19 protein-coding genes, 1 pseudogene and 1 riboswitch are annotated in these 19156 nt (G+C 39.4%); of the genes and pseudogenes, 2 read left to right on the top strand and 18 right to left on the bottom strand.

Features of this window, described 5'->3' with window-relative positions; all coding sequences use genetic code 11:
* Positions 1-938: Shedu immune nuclease family protein (locus B1K52_RS11565; protein WP_077308382.1), on the top strand; the 938-nt coding region annotated here is incomplete at its 5' end.
* Positions 939-986: 48 nt separating this feature from the next.
* Here B1K52_RS11565 and B1K52_RS11560 read toward each other — a convergent pair.
* From B1K52_RS11560 to B1K52_RS11490, 15 genes and pseudogenes are all read right to left on the bottom strand, one after another.
* Entirely contained in the window at positions 987-1478 is a 492-nt protein-coding gene (locus tag B1K52_RS11560) for a hypothetical protein (protein ID WP_077308380.1), read from the bottom strand.
* A 95-nt stretch (positions 1479-1573) separates the two neighbouring features.
* Positions 1574-2293 (bottom strand): dCTP deaminase/dUTPase family protein, encoded by a 720-nt coding sequence (locus B1K52_RS11555; protein WP_077308378.1) that lies wholly within the window; start codon positions 2291-2293, stop codon positions 1574-1576.
* A gap of 316 nt (positions 2294-2609) precedes the next feature.
* Positions 2610-3938: a PIN-like domain-containing protein gene (locus B1K52_RS11550; RefSeq protein WP_256855968.1), complete on the bottom strand. Its 1329-nt coding sequence runs from the start codon at positions 3936-3938 to the stop codon at positions 2610-2612.
* Between the two features lie 151 nt (positions 3939-4089).
* Positions 4090-4551 (bottom strand): annotated as a pseudogene (gene radC / locus B1K52_RS11545) (RadC family protein); the annotation flags it as partial.
* A 184-nt stretch (positions 4552-4735) separates the two neighbouring features.
* The gene (locus B1K52_RS11540) at positions 4736-5569 is read right to left on the bottom strand and encodes an SPOR domain-containing protein (RefSeq protein ID WP_077308374.1); all 834 of its coding nucleotides are present in this window, start codon (positions 5567-5569) and stop codon (positions 4736-4738) included.
* Positions 5570-5697: 128 nt separating this feature from the next.
* A complete protein-coding gene (gene pilO, locus B1K52_RS11535) occupies positions 5698-6186 on the bottom strand; it encodes a type 4a pilus biogenesis protein PilO (protein WP_077308372.1) in 489 nt (162 codons plus the stop codon).
* Entirely contained in the window at positions 6183-6686 is a 504-nt protein-coding gene (locus B1K52_RS11530; protein ID WP_077308370.1) for a hypothetical protein, read from the bottom strand. The genes pilO and B1K52_RS11530 overlap by 4 nt, the downstream gene beginning before the upstream one ends.
* Before the next feature lies 1 nt (position 6687).
* A complete protein-coding gene (gene pilM, locus B1K52_RS11525) occupies positions 6688-7638 on the bottom strand; it encodes a type IV pilus biogenesis protein PilM (RefSeq protein ID WP_077308368.1) in 951 nt (316 codons plus the stop codon).
* 13 nt (positions 7639-7651) lie between these two features.
* Positions 7652-8407 carry a prepilin peptidase gene (locus B1K52_RS11520; protein ID WP_077308366.1) on the bottom strand — a complete coding sequence of 252 codons (756 nt, stop codon included), beginning with the start codon at positions 8405-8407 and terminating at the stop codon, positions 7652-7654.
* Positions 8408-8474: 67 nt separating this feature from the next.
* A complete protein-coding gene (locus B1K52_RS18420) occupies positions 8475-8867 on the bottom strand; it encodes a prepilin-type N-terminal cleavage/methylation domain-containing protein (RefSeq protein WP_143588876.1) in 393 nt (130 codons plus the stop codon).
* A 53-nt stretch (positions 8868-8920) separates the two neighbouring features.
* Positions 8921-9003: riboswitch (cyclic di-GMP riboswitch) on the bottom strand.
* 85 nt (positions 9004-9088) lie between these two features.
* Positions 9089-10294 (bottom strand): type II secretion system F family protein, encoded by a 1206-nt coding sequence (locus B1K52_RS11510; protein ID WP_077308362.1) that lies wholly within the window; start codon positions 10292-10294, stop codon positions 9089-9091.
* Positions 10295-11335 carry a type IV pilus twitching motility protein PilT gene (locus B1K52_RS11505; protein WP_077308360.1) on the bottom strand — a complete coding sequence of 347 codons (1041 nt, stop codon included), beginning with the start codon at positions 11333-11335 and terminating at the stop codon, positions 10295-10297.
* 11 nt (positions 11336-11346) lie between these two features.
* Positions 11347-12969, bottom strand: coding sequence for a GspE/PulE family protein (locus B1K52_RS11500; protein WP_077308358.1), 1623 nt, complete (start codon positions 12967-12969; stop codon positions 11347-11349).
* A gap of 135 nt (positions 12970-13104) precedes the next feature.
* On the bottom strand, positions 13105-13506 hold the full coding sequence (locus B1K52_RS11495) for a hypothetical protein (protein WP_077308356.1): 402 nt from the start codon (positions 13504-13506) through the stop codon (positions 13105-13107).
* Complete coding sequence (locus tag B1K52_RS11490; protein ID WP_077308354.1) at positions 13493-13933, bottom strand: pilus assembly FimT family protein; 441 nt, start codon at positions 13931-13933, stop codon at positions 13493-13495. The genes B1K52_RS11495 and B1K52_RS11490 overlap by 14 nt, the downstream gene beginning before the upstream one ends.
* A 36-nt stretch (positions 13934-13969) precedes the next feature.
* On the opposite strand from B1K52_RS11490, the gene B1K52_RS11485 reads away from it, so the two are divergent.
* Positions 13970-15412, top strand: a complete 1443-nt coding sequence (locus tag B1K52_RS11485; protein ID WP_077308352.1) for a prepilin-type N-terminal cleavage/methylation domain-containing protein — start codon at positions 13970-13972, stop codon at positions 15410-15412.
* A 40-nt stretch (positions 15413-15452) separates the two neighbouring features.
* Here the strand turns inward: B1K52_RS11485 and B1K52_RS11480 are convergent, their stop codons facing one another.
* The 3 genes from B1K52_RS11480 to B1K52_RS11470 form a co-directional block, all read right to left on the bottom strand.
* Complete coding sequence (locus tag B1K52_RS11480) at positions 15453-15980, bottom strand: YceI family protein (RefSeq protein WP_077308350.1); 528 nt, start codon at positions 15978-15980, stop codon at positions 15453-15455.
* 104 nt (positions 15981-16084) lie between these two features.
* Entirely contained in the window at positions 16085-17824 is a 1740-nt protein-coding gene (locus tag B1K52_RS11475; RefSeq protein ID WP_077308348.1) for a sensor domain-containing diguanylate cyclase, read from the bottom strand.
* Between the two features lie 68 nt (positions 17825-17892).
* Positions 17893-19113: a bifunctional folylpolyglutamate synthase/dihydrofolate synthase gene (locus B1K52_RS11470; protein ID WP_077308346.1), complete on the bottom strand. Its 1221-nt coding sequence runs from the start codon at positions 19111-19113 to the stop codon at positions 17893-17895.
* Between the last annotated feature and the right edge of the window lie 43 nt (positions 19114-19156).

The following is a 19156-nucleotide window of genomic DNA, read 5'->3' as shown; positions in this document are numbered from 1 at the left end:
GGGAAGATCATAAAGAGCTTGAATTAAGTAAACTTAAAGCTACAGAATGGGTAAAGCTTGATATTAATTCAAAAGAAACAAAAGCTTTAATAGAAGGTCTACAATTTTATTATAAGATTCATGAAGAATATGGGATAGAATCAGGTTTTAGAAATTACTTCAAGCAAGATAAAAACCTTCAAAAGATAATCACAATGTTTGAGGAAGATAAAGAATTGTTTGAAACTCTGCTAAGTGACAGTCAAGGGGAGTTATTAAAGCAGACAATTAAATGGATAGCTGATACAGAAAAAGCTGAAAGTATAATATCCAGTTTACTTGATACACCTACTAATGAATTAGATCAACTGAATAACTTGATTGGTATTACTAATATAAAGAAATTACTTGCTACCTTGGAAAGCAATATTGACAATGAGGATGAAGAGTTTTGGCAAAAAACTTTCAAAGAGAACTCATGGGTACTGAGTCAAATCTTTGCCACTCCACTTCTATTGTTTGATGAAAAAGCTTACATTGGAGGTAAAGGTCTAGGAAATAAAGGTGGTAAAGTAGTGGATTTTATCTTTATGAATGATACAACCAAAGATGTAGCTCTAATTGAAATAAAAACACCTAAAAATAAGATATTAAGTAGTGAATACAGAAATGGAGCTTATGCTATTCACAGTGAGTTAAGTGGTGCTGTAGTACAAGTTTTAGCATATAAGGAGCAGTTACAAAGAGAGTATGCAAGTCTTTTATTAAATTCCAATGATGAATTTAGAGTGTTTAATCCTTCTTGTGTAATCATTGCTGGTATAACACCTGATACAAATGATAAGATGCTTCAGTCTTTTGAATTGTATAGAAAAGAGCTTAAGAATGTACTTATAATTACCTTTGATGAATTATTCAGAAGAATTAAAATGCTTTTAGAATTACTTTCTTCAAAATAAAAGAGTGCTGAAAAAGCACTCTTTCTGCCTATGATTTTGCAGTTACACTTATAATTCTAATAGCTTATATTCATGATATAGTAAGTTCTTATCATAATACCTTACAATGTAGTAATCCTCATTGAGTACTTTATATATCTCTTCTCTATGATTAACATACTTATTTTCCTCAATTAGACTTAATGTACTATCATCATAATTAGACTGTATTTCATCAAACTCTGGACTAATAGGATTTAACCTACTTGCTAAAGTATTATTTATAAATATAAACTCTTCTTCTTGAGACATACCTCTTTTAAGGCTTTTCTCCCATTGAGCTAAATGTCTTTTCCCATAACACTTTATAATTGTGGTTTCTACTTTTTTATTATTGTATCTAAGAAAGCCAACTTCTATTTCTGTCTTTTTCACAATGTAACCAATAATAATTACAGACTTCTCCTGATCTAACTTATCCTGTATCTTCTTCCCTAACTCTAAGGAGGTTACACTCATTAGACTAGAAAGACTAATTCTTTTAGTTAATGTAACTTTCATTTTAATCACCCATATGCATGATATACTAGGTGAATCAAAATGTAAATATATTACATTATACTGTAATACAGTAATATGAGTTGTGTAAGTTTTGGTTAGTCTTGTAAATATTTCAGAGTTAAGTATACAGTCAATAACACAGTAAGAATAGCAACAATAACATTAACCAATAAATTAGAAAGAGTAGGTAAAACAAATAGATCTCTTAGCCTTGATTTAGATTTATACTTTGTTAACTCTTTGTAACTGTCTGAATTGTGCATGGCTTTACTTATACCAGGAAATGTTAAATGCCATTCTTCCCTAAGATATCTTTTTTCCTGAGCTGTTTGTTCAAATTTACTTGCAATTTCTGATCTACTTGGAGCATTTACATCTATACCATGGTCAGTACCTGTTTTTAAATAATAAAGCATAATAGTTACAAAAGAATCTCCTACAGTTAATTCAATGTCTTCATCAGTATGATTAGTTACCCCAACTAGAGTCAAACCTTTCCATTGTGGATCAAGAGTTGTACCAATATGCCCTAATCCTTCTGTAACTTGAGTAACCTTAGAATGATATGTTCCTCCAATTCTCCTTGAAACCCAAATTGCTTCATTTGAATAAATACAAACTGTATCATGAGCTGGTATTGTTATAATTCCATCTTTGTGTGCTGTTTTATTATCTGAAATTTTCCATGCTAAGGGACTAACTGTTAGATTTATAGAACTGCCCTTTATATTATCTAAGTTTAAAGGATGTATTTTAATATTTCCGCGCTTTTTCCTTTTTAGCTCTTTAATTATATCATTGCGACTAAGTAACAAATTGTGCTCCCCTTTCACAATCTTGGGAATAATATACACTCATTATGTATTACAGCAATCTATTTTACAAGTTACTACTAGTAATATCTACTCAAGTTTCTACTCCTAACACATGAGAGGCAAATTTCTAAAGCCTTTAGACTTACTAGCTTATCTCTAAAGAAAGCCCTTGTTTACTAATTAACACATCATACTGTTAAGGTTTATGAAAAATATAAGAAGCAATCACCAATATAAATTTGTAAAGCTGATTCTTAATAAAAGCTAAATTCCATTTTCAGAGTACTGAAGGTGAACTGAATGTATTCTGCCCTTCTTAAAAGTTTAATTCTAAATCTACAGTCATCTTAGAAGCTTCTAAATCTAGAATAGCATCTTTCAAAAATATAGCTCTATGTATAGAATCTTTTGGATACTTGTAGTTTTTTACTACCATGTTTAAATAATATTCAGGATCATGATCTCTTATATCAACTAACAATTCTTCAAATCTACTTTCCATAATTGGTGAAGCTAGTAATAATGCTTTTTTTATAGTTTCAATATATAGTTGATTACTGAAATCCTCATCAAAATCCTTCATGTCAAAAACTGAATTAAATTCCTCATTGAGTAGCATTATTGTATCATCATCCAAATACCTTTTTATATCTATTAAAGATAAATCTTTTAATTTTGTATCTATAACTACCCTACTTCTATTTGAATCAGATAAGGCATTAAAACCTTCAAATTTTCTGATGTTTTCTACCTGTTCTGTAAACTGATGTACTTCCTCTAAAGATAACTCATTATTATATTCTTGTGCGTACCTTACAAAGTTGTCTGTGCGATACATATAGAACCTTTGCTCAGTCTTATTAAAAAACTCTTGGAGTAAATGAGGATGAGGTCTCTTTAGATTATTTCTCTTATCTTTCTCCCACCAATCTTCTTTTTTGTCTTCTGTAACAAAAATTATAGGTTTCTTTATATTTCTAGAATAATCTATTATTTGCCTCCACAGTATTAAGTCTCCAAATTTTAATTGATATGTTAAATCACCATATGTTCTGTATAACTGTTTATTTGATTCTTTATCATCTTCAAATCCTGGGGGGATTTTATTAGCAAATCTTTGCTTTCCTTCTTTTTGTATATCTTCAATTATCTCTTGTTTATAGGAATTGCCAACAATACCCTCTAACAAATCAAAAATGTTATTTTTAATTTGGTTTTTATCTGGCAGAGCTTCTATTTTCTCTTCTTTCTTCTCTGCTATTTTTGAAACAATATCTTCAAATTGCTTAGATATTTCTCTAAAATCATCTATCTCTATATAGGGGTGTTTTTTATTTATATTGGAGAACATCTTAGTAAAGTCTCCTTTAATTGTATTTATCTCTTTCTCTAGCTCTTTATAACCTTCAAGAGGCTTGTTAATATTATTTTCATAATTGTAGAGGTATTCTAAAGCTACTTGATGAGGTATCCATAGCCTATCCTCTTCTTTAAATTTCATTAGTAGTTTAAACAAAGTTTTTGTAGATTCTTTAGAAGTAAATTTATAGAAGTTAGTAAGTATATTGGTATCTATTACAAAGATAGCATCTTTCCAAAGATTATTGTAATCTTCCTTTGAATAATCAATTAACCCAATAAACATGTCTCTCAATTTGGTCATCACCTTACATTGAAGATTATAGTTTCACAGTTATTATAAGCAATATATGGCAAATTCATTATATCATTAATTGTAATTAATAGTATATTGTCCATATTATTAACAAAATGATGATACAATTAATTCAGGGTTAAGGAAAGAATATAGAGGCATTCAGGCTGCCGATGAAGATTGTCTGCCGGTGAACGATATGATTTTTCGTATTTAGAAATAAGACAACAAAATGTTCCTGCTGCAGATTGCGCATTTCCTCCATCACATAATCCGCTCCATCCTTCGGGCTGCGGATTGTGTATCTTTCTGCCGGCTTGTATCGATGAAGCCGCTGTCCAAGCTCAATTGCTGCAATGATAAGTACGCCTTTCGCTGTTCCAATCCCTTTTATAGCAGTCAGCTCTTCGATTGTCGCATCACGCAGCAGCTGCAATCCTTCAAAATGCATTAATAATCGCTGTGCAAGTAATGTGACAGGCTCATCCTTCGTCCCGCTCCCTAACAGAATCGCAAATAATTCTGCATTGGATAAATGAGCTGGACCCAGCTCCAGCAACCTTTCCCGCGGCCGATCTTCTTTTGGCACCGACTTTATCTTCATTTCTGTTTGCAACAAAATACCGCCTTCCTTTTGACTCGGAATCCTGTGTGGCTGACAGGTTAGGAGCATCGTAACGGAAGACGGCTATTCACTCAAATGAGTACTTAAGAAATCTATTAATGATAATACGCACATAATGACTAATTCTGCTTAAGAAAATGAACTTCCGGGCAATCTGCTTGTCTTAATTGGGGATAGCTTCCGTCGTTAATTTTGCTGCTTCATGCCATACTGGCAGCATCATACTAGCCGTGAACGTCCCTTGCTCCATTGCGCTAATTGCTTCGGTTGATGCTGCTTTCACTTCTGCTGCTTCAGCAGGTACTTTTTCCTGCCATGCTTTCCATAGAGCTGGTTCTTGATTGTCACCTGCTGCAAGCAATACAGCAAGCTCATCCTGCCAGCCATTGCTTGTCGCTTCTACTCCTGGATCCCACGTTTTCACATAGCTCTCATAGCCTTGCGCTTGCAATTGTGCTGCTGCTGCATCCGCCTCTTCTTTCGATCCACCCATGCCTGTCAGTAAGAAGAATTGTCCATTCTTTTCCCATAGAACAGCAGGAATTCCCGCTTCCACGTAGCGTTGCGCCACTTCTTGTCCAATATCTTCTTGATTATAAACACCACCCTGTACAACGTATGCAGTCAAATCTCCAAACGCGCCTGCATTTACAGCAGCTTCCTTTGTTGCTACAGGAGCCGCAACGCCGCTTGTCTCGGATTCGATACCTGCTGTGTAACGCAGCAGCAAGAACCCTAGTACAACACCAATTAATGCTGCACCAAGCGCAGCTGCTGTCAGTTTCTTTGCAATTGGCGACATCGTTAGCTTATTTTTATCTGATGGCTTCTTATTCAGCTGATCCAATACCGGCACATCCTTTTCGACTGTAGCTGCCGCTTCTTCGTCATAAAGTGTGTAGCTTCCCTCGCCGACCATCTCTTCTTTTGCCTGCTGCTGTTGGTTTCTCTGCTTCTTGCCGCCCATTTTGACGGAAAATCCTTTTTTCTCTTCCATTCTGCACCTCTTTTATGAATGATTTGGACTAACTCTAGCACAGCTAAAACTAGAAGTAAGAGAAATGCTGTCGAGACAAAAAAAGAGTGTTCGACAGGAAGAACCCATCAAACACCCTTTTCTACGAATTAAGAAGCAGGATTATAAAATACCCGTAAAGATATCGTTGCAATATAGCTGTTTTCCGAAGCATTTGTCACGTCAATTTGTTCTATTTCTGCCTTACGCTGCATACCATCAACTTCTGTTAGGAACTGGTGCAATGCTTTGTAATCAGAAGAAGTTGTGCTGAGCTGATAGACAAAGGACCCATCTGCTTCGGTAGTCGTATCATTGGAAATCGATGTAATTGTCGTATCATTTCCCTTGGCTAATTTCGTTAATTCTCTTAATAGTTCGTCCTCAAGCGGCGCTTCCGGCAGTTGACTTTGTTCTTTTGGAGCAACCGACGTTTCCAGAACACGTTCCTGGTTCGCTACAGTTGTTTCAACGGAGGCGACGTCATTCTTTATAGGCATCACATATAGAACAAAACACATTACCGTCAGCAAAATAACAAGCAAGAAGGAAAAAATCATAACCTTCCGTCGCTGTGAGGGATCTGACCAGTTTATCATTCTGCTGTCACCTCGCTTGTCCAAGCAGCTTGATCTATAGTAAAGATAAATACTGCTTGAAAACTATTAGCTCCTTGCGGCGTCATTGACTGTAAGGACGCACGAGACACAAAACCGGTATCTTGGACCGCTTGAATGTAATCAGCAGCACTATCCGCGTTCTCCACAAGCACGGTTACCGTTACAGGTTCTATCCCAGGTGCATTGTAACTAATCAGTTCTGTTCCTTCAGGCGCTAAGCCTTTGAGCTTGTCCATCAACTCAACTGCATAAGGCATTGCTGTGCCGGTGTTATTGGAGGAGTCTGGTGTCATTGCATCAAGCTCTGTTTGATTTGCGGCTTGTTGGGTCTCCAAGTCTTGCAGCTGTCCTTTAGCTGAGAGAAGCTGCCACGTAAACAAAACTGCACAAACAAGTATAATAGCTCCTAAAATACTCAGGAAAAGAACCGGGGAACGATGCTCCTGTGATTGATTTCGGAGTAAATTAATATCCAGCATCCTATTTATCCCCTTTCATCGACAAACCCAGCACATCAGCGTAGGCAAGAGGCAGTTCTTCCATTAACTCACGCTGGAATGTTACTGTCTCGATTTGCAGGCGCTGTCTAAGTTCATCGATTACTTCACTCAGCTGTTCATAATCTCCAGAAACAAGCAGCTTTGTAATACCAGATTCGCCGTTCATAACGGAATAGCGGTAGAAATCCATAAAGCGCTCAATTTCCGTGAGCTGCTCTTGTAAATAAGCGTTCGCTCGGTCCGTTTCTTCTGTATAAAACAAATCTTGCTCCATATGCTCCTGCAAGTTTCCAAAACTAGATTGTGACTGACGAATAAACAAAGGCATGTCTTGATGAAATGCTGTTAAAATAAGACCGCTGTGATTCCATTGCAATAAAAGAAGATGATCAGCAGCCGTTTCCTCGTACTGTTTCGTATATAGACGATAAAGAGATAAAGAAGCCAAATCTGCTGTAATCGGCTGAAGTCCCGCTTCTTTAAATGCTTGCTGAAACGCATCAACACGCTTGCCAGGATATGCAACTAACAGAATGGTATGTTCTTCTTCTCCTTCAGCGAGCAATTCAAAATCCAAAACCGGATCCTCAAAAGGCAGCTGAATTGTGTGCTGTAATTCTGTATACAGAAACGGTTTAATCTCCTCCCGTTTCAATTGACTCGGCACTTGATGCTGCCGCAACGTTACCGCTTGGTCAGGCAATGTAAATAATAGATTGCGGCCGCGCCAGTTGTTTTCTTCCACTACTTTTCGGACAACCTTTATGAATTGTTCGGCAGATTCCAATTTTCCGTTTCGGATTGTTCCCTGCGGCATTTCCAAACTGCCATATGTATTGCCATTGCGAAATCCAGCAGGCTCACCTGCTGCATAGCGCAAAACGTTTTCTTGAATGATGATGTACACTTGTTTGCTTTGCTTTTTAAACATGAACGACCCTCATTTAAAAGAATGAATTAATGTACCAGCTTATCATTGCTTCTCCATGGAAATAAGTAATCAGTGCCCCGAGCAGAATGTAAGGGCCAAAAGGAATAGCCTGCTTCCGCTTCAGCACCTTTGTCAAAAGGAGCACGAAACTGATTATCGCCCCAATAACCGACGATAAGAAGAACGTAAGCAAAACACCCTTCCAGCCAAGCACGACTCCCAGTACGACAAACAGCTTCAAATCCCCGCCGCCCATTCCGCCTCGGCTGAATAGAATTACAAGGAAAAGCAGCACAAATGCTACGACAGCTCCAATGATAGAATCCCACCAAGGGTCTAATGGAGTGATGACACGGAGAATAATGAATAGTGGAAGAAAGAACAGCAATATCTTATTCGGAATCAGCATAAATTTCATATCCGTAACGAACAGAATCGCAGCCATAGATACGAAAACAAAAGCAGTAATCAGCTCCCATTCCAGTCCGATTACATAATAGCTATAGCCAAATAATAAGCCTGTTGCCAGTTCCGTGAAGGGATAGAGTGGGGAAATCTTCTGTTTGCAGCTGCGACATTTTCCGCCAAGGATTATGTAGGAGATTACTGGTATTAGATCGTATGCTTTAATCTGCTGCTTACAATTAGGGCAGTAAGAGCGTTCGGATTGGAACATCTTTTTTTCAGGTATCCGCATGCCTACGACATTGTAGAAGGAACCGAGGACCGAGCCAAAAATAATAACGTATAATAGTAGAAAAATTGACAAAGTATCACACCTTTTATTAGTAAAGAACAGAAATCTCTCACAAAGAGAGATTTCTGTAGATTGTTAATTATTCTGGGTCAGCACCAGCAGTGTATTCTCCACTACCACCTTCAATAGTTGCAGTAAACTCACCATCATCTGATAAAGTCACTTTACCTGTTGTAATATCTTCATTAGTATCAGGGTTAACAGGCTGTTTGAGGTAACCTTCATCCACAAGCGTTTGTAATGTAATACTATCTCCACGAGCTAAATCTCCTGCAGCTTCAGCCAATCTAGCAGCCTCAATCATTTGTTGCGCAGAAGCATCAATAGAATCTTGCTTCGTGTTAGAGATGATACTACCAATAGCAGGAATCGCAATCGCAGCCAAAATACCCAAAATAACAATAACTGCTAATAACTCAACAAGTGTAAAACCTTTCTCTGACTTCATTTTCTTTTTCAAAAATTTCATCATACATGGACTCTCCTTTATTATGTAGTAGTTTCCGGCCATGTGGAAACAAGTGTGATCAATATGGCCGGTTGCACTACTAGCTCCAAAATAACCAAGTGCCCACATAGAGTTATTTTTTCAACGCTTCCTATTAATCTAGTAAGATTATATCAAACTATTGTAGAAAATCTACCCGCAATATGAAAAATTTACAGTTATTTTGTCATTTTTGTAGTTCTTTCCTACTGCAAGTTTTCATACATGGAGAACATTGGAATAACAACTGCTGTGACAATACTACCAACCATTGCTGAAAGGATAAGAATTAAGATTGGCTCGAGCATAGCTTTCAATCTCTCAGCAGCATAATCAAGTTCCTGTTCATAAAAATCAGCAGCTCGATGCAGCAAGCTGTCCAGCGAACCAGATTTCTCTCCCACCCGAATCATTTGCGTAATCATCGGCGGGAACGCCCAATGCGCTTCCATCGGCTTGGCAAGTGAGTCACCTTTCTCAATTGTTTCATAGCAGTCCTGTATAACTTGCTCCATTACTTTATTCTGCAAAATACGGCTTGATATTTGCAAAGTATCCAAAATAGGTACGGAGCTTTCAAGCAGTGAGCTCATTGTTCGAGTCATCCGGGCAAGAATCGCTTTTTGATAAAAACTTCCGAGCACAGGGATCCGCAATCTAACTTTGTCTATAAAAAGTTTTCCTTCGGGCTTTGAAATAATTACCCGATATAGTACAGCACATAAAAGCAAGAAAACTATACCAAGGTACCAATATTTCTGCATACCTTCTGATAAACTTAAAACGAAAGCTGTATAGGCTGGAAGTTCTGCATCCATACTGGCAAACATACCGGTAAATTGTGGAAAGACAACCACCAGAAGCGCCACACAAATCCCTATGGCAACAAATGCTACGAGAACTGGATAGCTCATTGCTGTAATTACTTTTTGCCGCATGTCGTATTGTTTCTCATAATAAACCGCCATCTTGTTTAATACATCGTCAAGTTCCCCGCTCGCTTCTCCCGCGCGAATCATATTTACGAACAACTCAGGAAATATTTTTGGATGCTTTTCAACAGAATCTGAGAAACGAACACCTTCCACAAGGTCTGTACGAACAACTTTTAGCGTTTCTTTTAAAAACTTATCTTTTGTTTGTTCCTGCAGCAAGCCTGTTGCTTCTACTAACGAAACACCCGCTTCAATAAGTGTTGATAATTGGCGGAGGAAGATGATAAATTCTTTTTTCTTCACTCGTTTTCCGAACGAAAGTTCTTTATTTAATGTGCGATTCAATTCGCGCAGCTTAAAAACAATAAGCTGCTGCGCTTGCAGCTTTTCTAGCGCTTCACTGCGATTATCTGCTTGCACTTTGCCTCGCTTTGCTTTACCTAGCATATCTCGAGCATTGTATTGAAAGTAATGCATTTATACCCCTCGCTCTTCCAAGAATGGTGTCACTTGCTCCATCGTTACGATTCCTGCGGACACCATTTTGCGAATGCTCATGTCCATCGTATGCATACCTTGATCACGCGACGTTTGCATAATACTTGGAATCTGATGCATTTTCCCATTGCGAATCAAGTTTTTGATTGCTGATGTGTTAATGAGTAACTCTGTTAATGCTTTACGCCCTTGTCCATCGGCTCGGCGAACGAGTCGCTGCGATAGCACTGCAGACAGCACACTAGCTAATTGAATACGAATTTGCGGCTGTTGTTCAGCTGGAAACACGTCGATAATCCGATCGATTGTTTGTGACGCGGAACTCGTATGCAACGTTGCTAATACGAGGTGACCCGTTTCGGCTGCTGTTATAGCTGTCGATATCGTTTCTAAGTCTCGCAGCTCTCCCACAAGAATGACATCCGGATCTTGGCGCAAACAAGCGCGCAGACCATTTGCGAAATTATCCGTATCCAAGCCCACTTCCCGCTGGTCGATAATACATTGATTATGACTGTGTAAATACTCAATTGGATCTTCCAACGTAATGATGTGCCGCTGCATGCTCGTATTCATATGGTGAATCATCGCAGCTAAAGTGGTACTCTTCCCGCTGCCAGTCGGACCTGTTACAAGAACTAAGCCCTGAGGTTTTCCAGATAGCATGCGCAGTACATCCGGCAAATCCAGATCAGTTAGCGTTGGCACGTTGGTCGGGACAACACGGACCGCTAAAGAAACGCAGCCTCTTTGGTGATAAGCATTAATCCGAAACCGTGAAATACCAGGAATACTATAGGAAAAATCAACTTCCCCTGCTTCTTTAAATCGATTCCAGTTTTTTTCACTTAAAATCGCTTTTGCCATTCCTTCTGTATCCTCAGGCTTCAGGTTTTCTCCCTGATGACGGCGCAGGACACCGTGCACACGAAAGATTGGCGGAACTGCCACTGTCAAATGAATATCGGATGCTTTCATTTCCATTGCTGTTATCAATAGCTGATCAAAAGTCTCTCTCATCTGGACGCTCCTTAACTATCTACCGTAATCCGCAATACTTCTTCCACTGTTGTCATGCCTTGTATCGCTTTCTCTAACCCATCATCGATTAACATTTTCATTCCATTTTCTATGGCTGCTTGCTTAATTGTATCCACCGAACGCTGCTGAATAAGCAAATCACGAATTTGATCATCGACAACGAGCAGCTCATGTACAGCCATCCGCCCTCTATAACCTGTCTGCTTACAGCTGTTACACCCCATACCGCGAAATAGCTGGTCACTTTCTAAACCGTGTCTTGCTAGTAGTTCCGCTTCTACGTTAGTTGGTGTATATGCTTGTTTACAGTCTCGGCATATGCGTTTCACGAGGCGTTGTGCTACAACCCCTGTCACAGAGGAGACAACTAAATATGGCTCTATCTTCATGTCCATTAAACGCGGTATAGATGCAATGGCGTTATTTGTATGTAACGTACTGAAAACAAGGTGACCAGTAAGGGAAGCACGGATGGCAATCTCTGCCGTCTCACTATCCCGGATCTCCCCGACCATGATAATATTCGGGTCTTGACGAAGAATTGACCGCAGTCCTGTTGCAAAGGTTAGTCCGATGCTGCTGTTCACTTGCATCTGGTTCACACCTTGCAGTTCAAACTCTACCGGGTCTTCAACCGTGATAATATTAAACTGCTCGCGATTCAAGTGATTAATAGATGCATATAGACCTGAGGATTTACCAGAACCAGTTGGACCGGTAAACAATATTAGACCAGAGGGCTGCTCAATAAGCCGACTGTATTTCTGATAATTATCTTCGCTAAAATCTAACTCGTTTAGTCCTTTAATTACATTGCTTAAGTCAAGAATCCGAATAACCACTTTTTCTCCGTAAACAGTTGGAAGCACACTTATACGAAGGTCCACATGTGTGTTTTCCATTTTTAGCTTAATTCGCCCATCCTGCGGCAGTCGAGTTTCTGTAATGTTCATGTTAGCTAAAATTTTAACGCGAGCCACTACCGCTGCCTGAATTGATTTAGGCAAGGTTCTTTCCCGGCGAAGGTCACCATCAATCCGATAGCGAACTTGCACTTCTGTTTCGTAAGGGTCCATATGTATATCACTAGCTTTCAGCTGAACACCTGAGCTAATAAGCTGCTCTACGATACGAATCGCTGGCGCCGCTTCTGCCGCCGCCTCGGAACGTGATTCACCAGATTCTGCTTCTTTGTAGACAGCCGTTATTGCTTCCAAGATTTCTGCTTTAGCGGCAATGACCGGTTTAATCGAGAACCCGGTATACATCTCCATATCATCAATCGCGTAATAATCCATTGGATCATGCATCGCAACCGTCAGCACGTTATTTTCTCTGCTTAGTGGAATCACGACACTTTTTCTGGCGAACTGAATCGGAAGAAGCTTTACTAAGTCAAATTGGAATGGATAACGGAAAAGTGAAACATGCGGGATCCCTAACTGAAATTCTAATACTTCAATTAGTTGCTGTTCGGTGATATATCCTTTTTCAAGCAGCACATCCCCTAATTTTTGACCCGGCCGCTGTTCTTGAATTGCCGCTACGATCTGCTCTTCTGTAACAAGCTCTGCCCTTTTCAGCAGTTCACCCAGTTTTCTCTTTTTCGCCACACTTCCACTTCCTATCTTAAGTTTCTACAAAATCTTCACTGTCTCTTGTCAATAGATTACTATTAATATAGTCTTAGATTAAAATGTAAGCAATACTAAAGTAACATAAATAGGAATTCTGATGGAACTTTGGAACTATCTGGAGATGGGGATGTATTCAACCTCTGTACGTTTATTATCATTTTTATCACTTACTATTACCGTCAATTCGATTTGATTTTTATCCAACTCAAGTTTTGGTCTAAGTGTAGCGGTAAAGTCATCAATATTTATTGAATCAGGTACGTTGTTAACTAAGCTAGACATTTCTTTTTCCGTAATGCCCTCAGTTCCGCCATGTTGTTTTAAGTATGTACTCACATATATTGCAGACATATTTATAATATCAGTTTCAGCAGCAGCTTCTTCTTGCTTCACCATTTGTTTAGAAGTGGTTAGCAGCTGCGCAAATAGAATTGTTCCTAAAACAACAAACAGCACGATAATCCAGAGGACTAAAACCAATGCTGCACCTTTTTCATTATTAACTTTGGCCATTGGTTTCACCCACTGTTAGAAATTTTCTCGCTATCCCTTTTGTTTCTGGTCTTTCCCCATTTGTTGTGGTAAAGACAGCTTTAACAAGGTTTTCTACCTGCCCTGTTTCGTACCTACATACATCTACGTCAACTGTATATGTTTTACCACCTATTGTTTTCGTGAAATTCGGTAACTTGCTCTTTTTTGCGCTGCTACAACTTGCCAGCTGACTTGCTGTAATATCCAAATCAGAGATTTTTTCATATTCTGCTGCAACAACATGTGCCGCTTCATTTGTTTTTAATGTATTGCCATTTATCTTGTTGTGCATAGCAGCTTGAGTGAACATAGGAACAAAAGCAACAATCACTATTGCTAAAATTGTTAGGCTCACCATTATCTCAATTAAGGTAAAGCCCTTCTCATTAAATTTATATAATTTCAATAGTCTCACCTCTATTAATCTTTCAGGAGTGTTAATATGTCGAATGAAAAAGGATTCACGCTCATTGAACTGCTTGCCGGATTGCTTTTATTCAGCATTGTATCCGTAGCTGCGGTGTCCCTAACTGTTCAAGCGATGCATAACAATACAAATGCAGAAGCGACTAACAGTTTAAGAAACGATGCTGCTTATGTAACACAAGTCTTACGTACTGCTTATGAAAACGGTAATTTAGATGGTATGTGTCTTAATAAGGAAGAGGAAAATATACTTCGATCAAAAAGTGATGAAATAATCACGTTACAGTTAAATGATAATAAACTTTCAGCTATCGAATTTTCTTATAAAGGGTCTGACCCTTCTAAACCTAATTGCTTTAATTCTCAATCAGAAGTTAAAACTTTGCAAGTAAATTTTACTATATCTCATGAAAACATTAATAAAAAAACCGAGACTTTTGATGTGGTTACTGCTTTCACAAAACCTACAGATGAAGAACTTACTGTATCCATTACACAGCCAACGCTTCCTCCAATCACCAATCCAGATGATGAAGAATCAAAACCCGATGACAAAGAAGAAGATAAACCGCCTGTAGCGGAAGAACCGGAGGAACCTTATAAACCTGAAGAACCATCTGACTCGACTGACGAAATACCAGACGGCTGTGATTATTATGGAGACACAAAATTAGCAGACAGTCAGTTCGGAGATTGGAAGTACTGCCCAATAATAAATATCCACGACGGCAGTCTTTGGATACCGATGAGCACATCTATCTTTATACAATTTAATATTGATCACAATTTTTACGTATCCGGTAATCTAACTGGTCAACAGAATGCGATTATTAATGCAAAAGATGATTCATTTATAAAAAACAATGTAAACCTGCACTCACAAAACTTGTTCACAGGCAGAAATCTAACTGCCGGTGGAACTTTTATTCTTGATACAAAAAGTTCTGTTCAGCTGAAGGGATCGTTGCAGACTGGAGGAACCACTGAATTCAGATCGAATACAAGTGTAACTGCTGGTAAAAACGTAACTCTCGGCGGAAATACAACAATACAGGAAAATGCCAAAGTGAACACAGGAGGTAACTTCCTTTTGATGGGCAATCTACAGCTCACTAGTAACCCAAATGTAGTTATCAAAGGTAATACAGAGATAAGAGGTGCTTATAATTCAGAGAATAACAGCTACGTAGAAGTAGGGAAAAACTTTACGATTGAAAATAAGATTAACCTAAAAAGCAATTCTGTTTTATATATAAAAGGAGATGCCCATTTAAACGGAAACGTGCACATACAAGAGGATGCTAAAATAGTTTCTGATGGCGACATATATATCAAAGGAAAAATAACACCTGACTGGGACGGAGGAACTATCTGCGCTAAAGGTGACATCAAAATGGATCAACCCTATACAGGTCACGAAGTAAAGATCCAGCCAAACAACCAAAAATGCCAAAATTAAAGACCTATCCCACCCGGGATAGGTCTTTCCTTATATCCGCTTATTCTACAACAAACTCAAAGTCAGCTGTGAACTTAACATCTTTCCCAATCAATACGCCGCCTGTTTCTAGTGCTGCGTTGTACGTTAGGCCGTATGCTTCACGGTTGATTTTGCCTTCTACTTCGAAGCCGGCGATTGTGCTGCCGTCCATTGGGTTTTTGGATGTGCCGTTGTATTCTGCTTTGAAAGTTTCTTCGTTTGTTACGTCTTTAATAGTGAAGTCGCCAGTGATTTCGAATTCGTCACCAGAAACTTGTTTAACTGATTTGCTTTTGAATGTCATGGCAGGATGACCCGCTGCGTCGAAGAAGTCTCCGGACTGCAGGTGACCGTCACGGTCCTGGTTGCCTGTATTAATTGAAGCAGACTGGATAGTTACGGTAACAGATGAATTATCCAAATCATTCAAATCTCCGCTGAATTGTACGTCGAAGTCTTCGAATTTCCCCTTTGCTTTGGAAACCATCATATGTTTCACCGTAAATGAAATACCGCTGTGTGCTTTATCTAATTTTAATTCTGCCATGTTTGTTCCTCCTCAGTTTCGTTTTTTCATATAGTTACTTTACGTAAGTAACTATATATTAATCACCTAAACACGTCAACAGTAAATACAAAAAAACATTCCTATCAAGAAGGAATGTTTTCTGGACTTTGTTCAATTTGATCATATATGGCTACTCTGTTGCGGCCCCGCTGTTTTGCACCGACATACATGGCACGATCGGCGTGCCTGACAAGTTCGAGGTGATCCTCGCTGTTCTCTGGGTAAGATGCAACGCCAATACTTGCGGTGACAGCAAGTGTAACAATTGACTGGTCATCAAGAAAATGCTGCGTGATAAAAATGCGCTCTGTGATGCACTGCTGCACTTCTGACGCAATAGCCTCCGCTTCATCTGATGTACAGCCAGGAAGAATAATGGCGAATTCTTCTCCGCCATAGCGTGCCAGCACTCCTTCTTCACCTACGACGAGACGTAACCTGTCCGCTACTTGGCACAGCACATCATTGCCTGCTTCATGCCCGTACAAGTCGTTCACTTGTTTGAAGTGATCCAAGTCGAGCATAATCAGAGATACCGGCTCTGATTGGTCTCGATATTCAAACAGCTTATTCATTTCTTTTTCGAAATAGCGATAATTATACAATCCTGTTAACGCACAGCGCTCACTGATTTTCTTTGTTTGTTCATAGTTAACAGCATTCAGCAAGCTGACGGCCATAAAATCTGCAAGCAAATTAACAAGCGTATATTGATACTTTTCGTATGCGTTTCGCTGATCAGATAACAAAACAAGCATACCAATCAGTTGATTTTCACGTTGTATCGGCAAGCACATCAAACTTTCACTGTACGCTGGGGCAGTTTCTTTCCAATTGTGTATCCATTGTTTGCGTTTTCCGTATCTCACGCCGGCGCCTTTTGCACAAATTGTACTACCCAATCCTTTTTCTTTATTTATCCAATCTCCATGCTTATAGGGAGAATGTTGCTTAGGGTCGTATAAACGAATTAATTTTAACCCCTCCCCTTCTTTCACATCGAAGAGAAGAGCCTGATCTACAGGAACAAGTTCGACGATTCGCTCCATAAACAGGTCGAGCGTCTCTTTCACATTCAATTGTGCGGTCAGCTTATGTCCTATTTCACTGACCATCCGCAACCGCTCATTCATGCTGCGGCTGCCATAATAGAGCCGCAAAATGTACGAGGTACTGGCGATGGAAAAACCGATAAATACGACAGCAATTGCACCGATCTCTTGATACAGCAAATGCAGAAGAAGCGCTGCTGGCAAAATATAAAAGGTTGTCATGAATTCCCAGAAAAAGCTTCGTTCAAAAATTTTGTCACGTTTACCAAATATGAATCTTCTGGTCAAAGTAATCAAAACATGATTCAGCAGAAAAAGCGTCAAAGAATAAGCCAATATGGCAATGATATGCATCGGTGTTCCCAGTGTCTTTTCTTCATTTCCTGGCAAATCAAATAAACGATATACACCTGCTGCGCTGACAGACATTACCAGGAACATCAGATAATTTAAAGGAATCCGGAAGATATCTTTTCTTGTCACCCGCACTTGCAGCAGCACAATCGTGATGCTAAGTGTTGTAATAATCAATTCAATAAATAAGCCGAAGTTGAGATAAATAACCAAGGTGATGCCATTGAGGAAGAAAACAGGTATTTGGTTAACCATGATCGGAAAAAGTGCAACGACGATCGCCAGCACGGTAAATGCACTTAAATCCAGCCATTTGATCTCCTGAAAATCAGTATGTTGATAGATCATATACAAAGAAGCAGGCCACATGATCAACCATGCTATCCAAATCCCAAGTCTCTTGCTGCTGCTCACCATCTAGCTTCTTCCTTCCTGCTTTGTCCCACGACCTCATAAATTTCAGATAATTAAAATTAACACATTTTTCAATTTTTAACAATATACGTTCGCACTTGATAGATAAAGTGAAGTGATCCCGTCACAAAATAAACCGTATCTCTTTGATTAGCTGTAAATGCCTGATCGACCCATTCCGTCCATTTGCCTGTCCTATTTAATCCCGGAAATGCTTCTGTCAGTGTTTCCAAGTCAGCGGCACGTTCGTGTTCAAAAGACGTTAATGTGATGTCGTCTGTAACCTCTTGAAGCTGCTGCATCATCTGTTCGAAAGGCTTGTCCTGAAATGCACCGAATAGAACCTTTCGTTTCGTGTCTGGGTAATTTGCTTGTACCGTTCTAACAAAAGCAGCCATTCCTTCTGCATTATGTGCTCCATCAAGGATTATTTTAGGCTCTTTCTCGACAAGCTCAAATCTACCCGGCAGCTGCGTCTGGCTTATGGCTTGTCTCACTTTATCTTCTTCTAAAGAAATCCCTAACTCCTGAAGAACCCGGCAAGCTACCGATGCAAGTGCTGCATTCAGCTTTTGATGCGGGCCTTTCATTTTTGGATGCACTTGTAATCGCTCCACGTCCTTTTCTCTTACCCAAGTAACCGGCACTCCTTCCGCCTTTGCATGCGCCTCTACTACTTTCATTGCCTCATCCTGTGCCGCAGCACTAAGCACTGGTGCTCCAGCTTTGATAATACCGGCTTTTTCTGCTGCAATGTCCGCAATGGTATTCCCTAAGAACTTCTGATGGTCAAGCCCGATATTGGTAATAATGCTGAGTAACGGCTGTACGACGTTAGTCGCGTCACCACGGCCGCCCATGCCTGCTTCGATCACGCTGATGTCAGCATGTTGGGCCAAATAAGAAAAAGCGATACAAACATGGATTTCAAATTCACTCGGATGCGCATCTTGACCGTCCATTTCTTCAATTGCAGCAAGAAGCGCATTGCACTCATGAACAAAGGCTTCCTCTGTTATCCAATTACTATCTACTTGAATACTTTCCAAAAAGCCGCCTGGAGTCGGTGACGTAAAGCTTCCCGCTTTCCAGTTGTTTGCTGTCAATGCTTGGGCAATATAAGCAGCCGTTGACCCTTTGCCATTTGTACCTGCAATATGTATTGTTTTCATTCGCCGCTCAGGATTGCCTGATGCTTCTAGCAGCTGCTGGATCCGATGCAACCCCGGCTTTATGCCAAGATGTCTGCGGCTGGCCAAAAAAGCTTCTGCTTGTGCTAGGTTTTCAAACATAAAGCATCTCCTTCCATGTATAATGGACTATTATAACAAACTA

Origin of the sequence: Terribacillus halophilus (assembly GCF_900162685.1) — a bacterium.
GTDB classification, from domain to species: domain Bacteria; phylum Bacillota; class Bacilli; order Bacillales; family Amphibacillaceae; genus Terribacillus; species Terribacillus halophilus_A.
This window is presented reverse-complemented; position numbering and strand designations above follow the sequence as displayed.

Coding starts and splice junctions, on each gene's coding strand:
- B1K52_RS11560 (WP_077308380.1), bottom strand. CDS start 1,478: ATGAAAGTTACATTAACTAAAAGAATTAGTCTTTCTAGTCTAATGAGT.
- B1K52_RS11550 (WP_256855968.1), bottom strand. CDS start 3,938: ATGTTTATTGGGTTAATTGATTATTCAAAGGAAGATTACAATAATCTT.
- B1K52_RS11540 (WP_077308374.1), bottom strand. CDS start 5,569: ATGGAAGAGAAAAAAGGATTTTCCGTCAAAATGGGCGGCAAGAAGCAG.
- pilO (WP_077308372.1), bottom strand. CDS start 6,186: ATGATAAACTGGTCAGATCCCTCACAGCGACGGAAGGTTATGATTTTT.
- B1K52_RS11530 (WP_077308370.1), bottom strand. CDS start 6,686: ATGCTGGATATTAATTTACTCCGAAATCAATCACAGGAGCATCGTTCC.
- pilM (WP_077308368.1), bottom strand. CDS start 7,638: ATGTTTAAAAAGCAAAGCAAACAAGTGTACATCATCATTCAAGAAAAC.
- B1K52_RS18420 (WP_143588876.1), bottom strand. CDS start 8,867: ATGATGAAATTTTTGAAAAAGAAAATGAAGTCAGAGAAAGGTTTTACA.
- B1K52_RS11510 (WP_077308362.1), bottom strand. CDS start 10,294: ATGCATTACTTTCAATACAATGCTCGAGATATGCTAGGTAAAGCAAAG.
- B1K52_RS11505 (WP_077308360.1), bottom strand. CDS start 11,335: ATGAGAGAGACTTTTGATCAGCTATTGATAACAGCAATGGAAATGAAA.
- B1K52_RS11495 (WP_077308356.1), bottom strand. CDS start 13,506: ATGGCCAAAGTTAATAATGAAAAAGGTGCAGCATTGGTTTTAGTCCTC.
- B1K52_RS11485 (WP_077308352.1), top strand. CDS start 13,970: ATGTCGAATGAAAAAGGATTCACGCTCATTGAACTGCTTGCCGGATTG.
- B1K52_RS11480 (WP_077308350.1), bottom strand. CDS start 15,980: ATGGCAGAATTAAAATTAGATAAAGCACACAGCGGTATTTCATTTACG.
- B1K52_RS11475 (WP_077308348.1), bottom strand. CDS start 17,824: ATGGTGAGCAGCAGCAAGAGACTTGGGATTTGGATAGCATGGTTGATC.
- B1K52_RS11470 (WP_077308346.1), bottom strand. CDS start 19,113: ATGTTTGAAAACCTAGCACAAGCAGAAGCTTTTTTGGCCAGCCGCAGA.